Source organism: uncultured Chryseobacterium sp., assembly GCF_913776365.1.
GTDB lineage: Bacteria > Bacteroidota > Bacteroidia > Flavobacteriales > Weeksellaceae > Chryseobacterium.
In genome coordinates this window covers 1-3,972 of record NZ_CAJYMO010000189.1, presented here as the reverse complement: position 1 = coordinate 3,972, position 3,972 = coordinate 1, and the positions used below count along the sequence as shown (strand labels likewise).

3 protein-coding genes are annotated in these 3,972 nt (G+C 45.7%); all 3 read right to left on the bottom strand.

Translation table 11 applies throughout. From position 1 onward, the window contains the following. Positions 1–1,496, bottom strand: a 1,496-nt coding sequence (locus QZ735_RS09550) for a type VI secretion system baseplate subunit TssF (protein WP_294247407.1), incomplete at its 3' end; no start/stop codon positions are given. A gap of 12 nt (positions 1,497–1,508) precedes the next feature. Continuing rightward, entirely contained in the window at positions 1,509–1,949 is a 441-nt protein-coding gene (locus QZ735_RS09545) for a GPW/gp25 family protein (protein WP_367117840.1), read from the bottom strand. A gap of 171 nt (positions 1,950–2,120) precedes the next feature. Further along, positions 2,121–3,972, bottom strand: a 1,852-nt coding sequence (locus QZ735_RS09540) for an endonuclease (RefSeq protein WP_294247404.1), incomplete at its 5' end; no start/stop codon positions are given.

The following is a 3,972-nucleotide window of genomic DNA, read 5'->3' as shown; positions in this document are numbered from 1 at the left end:
TTCAGCTGATTGGCAAGTTCCGTTCCCGGCCGCATATGGTTGGCCAGCGTACAATGGGTAATCCAGAATGCCGCATAGGTATGGTCGGTTTTTTCTACCGGTTCCATGATCACATAATTGAGTTCCTGCTTCACGGTCCGTTTGGCATTATTTACTTTCTGCACCATGGATTTCATTTTATCGGACATCTCGCTGAGCATACCTTTCACATTATCCCTGTTGAGCAGGGAAAAGGCTGCGATTTCATCCCGTGTCAGCTCCAGGACGTTGGCAATCATGTCAACGGCATTCCTGTTGGTGAACCGTTCCATTCCGCCTTTTCTTACGGTATACAGTCCCTTCTTCAGGTTATCGTTTGGAGTAAATGGAATCTCGGTATACTTTCTGCCGTCACCGTCCTGAACTTCGTCTACGTAAAGAAAATGTTCGCCTTCATCGGTAACCAGCGGAATATTGTTGCCCATGATATCCAGGCTGTATTCCGTTTTTTTCCAGCCTCTGTTATAGATCGGAAAAGCATTCAGGACAAAAGAAAAGTTATCAAGTATCTCAGAGGAAAACTGCGGCGGAAAATCAAGGGTAAGCCAGAGATAGCGTTTTCCGCCGATGTATTTTACGATCTCTTCCTTATATTCTACAAAACGGAGGTTTTCAGGAAGCTGCCCCGGCTCTGAAAACAGGCTGCCGGAAAGGCCGGTAATTTCTATAAATTTATGCCGGTAAATGCTTTTTACATCTTCGGTGAGCTTGTTGTAGATGGACTGCTCCCGGAACATCTGTTCATATCCTTCCGCCTGTTCATTTTCAATATAGGTAATGCCTTCCCGCACAAACAGCGGATTGCCGTTACAGGAAACCGTAATATACGGCAGCAGCTTGTAGGTAAAATCAAGATGCTCAAAAGCGGGATTGGAGCAGTAAAGGGTCAGGTATTTGGGAAACTTCTCATCCGTATATTCTGAAACATCAATCCCGATGGTAATTTTGCGGTAATCTTCCGGCCGGCCCTGGAATCTGGCGATGGGAATTTTATTAAGCTGTTCATCTATACTGTAGCAGGTATTCCCTACAAACATGATTGCGGTCTGCGCTTTATTGATCCTGATATTTCCGACCGGAGTAAAAGGAATATTCACCTGCTTGTCCGATTCTGATTTTATGGTGGAGGTCATGTGTTTCCTGAAAAAAAATTCGGTATGTTCCAGCAACAGTTCAGAGGATTCGTAAGCGTGGGTAAACGCCACGGCGTGGGCCGGAACCGGATGGGTATACACAGAGGGAGTAAGAAGTTTGGCCAGTTTTTCAAGGATACGGGCATTTACTGTCTGTATCTCGTTATTGGCCTTAAAAACCTCAGTACTGAAAGCATCAATAAGCAGCTTTACAAAAGGATCCAGGGACTGGGGGCTTTTCAAACCCCAGACTTTTGTCGCGTTCTGAAGCATTCTGGCTTTTACGGATTCCTTGGAATAGATATTCTGGTCTAAATTCATCATAGGTTTTTACGGTTAATCAATAGACATCGGGCTCAGGAACAGCTCGGTTGAAAAGCTGAATCGCTCTCCGGTAGCTTCCATTTTCGCATTGATGGCTATTTTTACTTTCTTTTTGATTTCTGTATGTTCTTTCGTATCGTAAGTATGTTCCACGATCTGTACGTGGGCATCGATCTGGGGTTGTACGATGCGGGGTTCGTATTCCTGGATCTGGCGTCTCAGGCTCCTGATAAAAACGGCCTCCCAGACAGCGCTGGTAACGCCATTGTCAAATTCCAGTCCCCATACGTCATTTCCGTAGTTCTCATCGTACCTGTTCTCCCCTTTTTTGGTCGTAATCAGCAGCATGATATTATGGGCAATGCTCTCGCCCATGTCACAGGTTTCAATGCTTCCGCCTTCCGTCATAAGGGCAGAAGGTACAAAGGGCATTCTGTAATTGGGTGTATCCATGATTCTGTTTTCTGTGATGTATTCTTTTTGTTCTTTTAAAAGGAATACCAATTTAAACATTTTTCATGAAAAAACGAAGATTTCAGCAACTGAAAAAAGTACGGACCGCCAGAGCTTATCCGGCAGTACGGACCGCAGTACGTCTGTACTCTATTATATGAAGCGTTTTATTTATTCTTTAATAAAAGGATATGTTCTGTCATCAACCCTCAAAAGATAGGTACCCGGTGCAAGGGACTGCACGGAAATACTTTTTTTATTCCTGAAAGGCATCTGCTCCGTGTAAATCAGTTTTCCTGAATAGTCCAGAATCTGCACGGTCTTTATCCCTCCGGTATTTCCGGTTACGAAAATCTCCTCCCGGACTGGATTTGGGTATATCCTGGTACCTTTCCGGAATGTTGCTTCATCCCTGGCAGACAATGTTCCCATATTCTGACAGTAATCTACGGGATAAGCCTCCCATTCATTCAGGCTGAACGAAGCGGCCGGCTGAGCGGCTGACTGTTTTCTGTACAGGGAAACATTGGCAAGTGTCGATGAATTATTCGTTCCCGGTATTCCGAGGGCATCCACCGTTGCACTCCTGTATTTGAGTTCAAGATACTGGCTGCCGGAAAACATCATCTGCGGTGCGGCCGTTACAAATCTGGCCTGGCTGCTGGCATAACAGGAAAAATTAGCGTGGGCATTGATGATCACCGAAGTTTCGTTGTCTGCTAAGGTTCCTTCCAGTTCATACGGTGCCGGGAAATAATAATTGCTTCCGCTCAGGAACTGGATCGACAGCCGGTAGTCATTCATGTTCACGGTATGTCCTGTCCTGTTAATAATTTCAAGACCTTTATTATTACCTGTTCCTTCCAGGTATTTTGAGATCATCAGGTCTTTTGCGTAGAGGTCGGAAGCAAGTGTGGTGATGCTGACGGTATTGCTGTCAGCAGATAAAAGGTACCCGCTGTCGTAAGCCTTCACCGTAAAGCTGTACTGAGTGGAAGGCGTAAGGTGATCAATACTGACCGTGTTATCTTTTGTTGAAGCGACCAGTGTTCCGTTCTGGTAGACTTTATATCCGATCACATCGCTGCTTGGGCTCGGAGCCCAACTTAAGGTGACAAAATAGGCGCTGTTCTTGGTAATACCGATATTGGAAGGGCTCTGAGGCAAAGCCGAATCAGGTGATGCTCCCCAGATCATATCTGCCCAGGCCGGATTGTCAATAAACGGATTCCTGTTTTTCTGCAGGGTATAGACCGCGTTATTCCGGTCAATCTCGCGTTGTGAAACCGGATCCTGCTGATGCCATTGCAACAGCATAGCGATGTAAGCGGGATCATATGCTCTTTCTTCAGTTCCGTCCAGCGGATTGGTATCAGAAGCGGGACTGGTTGTATTGGTGACATTAAAACTCCCCATTTTTCCTTCATATCGTACTGCAAAATACAGAAGACTCCGTGCAATATCCCCTTTAAATTCATTGACAGGCTCATAAACCCGTCCCGTATAATTGCTTCCGGGAATGGCTGAATTTCCTATGCGGGAAGTATTGGTGAAAGTATAATAGATTGCTGAACCCACGATCCCATAAGGATAGTTACTCCGTAGCTGGTTAATGCGGGCATCGGTAGGAACTACATAGAAGAGATCAGAGTACATTGGGTAATTGCTGTAAAACGTACTCTGCGGCATCATGTGTTCACGGTTCCATCCCTGCCCTTCTGCACCGGCACTGCCGATGAGGTTAGCCGTTGTATACTCATAAGCATCGGGTCCTGAAGGAATTTCCGAGTACATATCCAGCAGAAGTGTTGTATTGGATGCTCCGTGGTCATAGTAGCGGTCGAGATCAGTCTGATTATAGTAACTGGTCAGGTCGCTGTAATTCCAGCTGATATTTTTGGCTGCAATAATTTCATGCAGCTTCGACTTCAGGGCATATCCCGTAAGGCCTGAAGTGCCGTTATAATACCCGGCGGGAGCCTGGGCATTGAAACCTGCGGAAAGTAAAAGTACCGGAATTAAA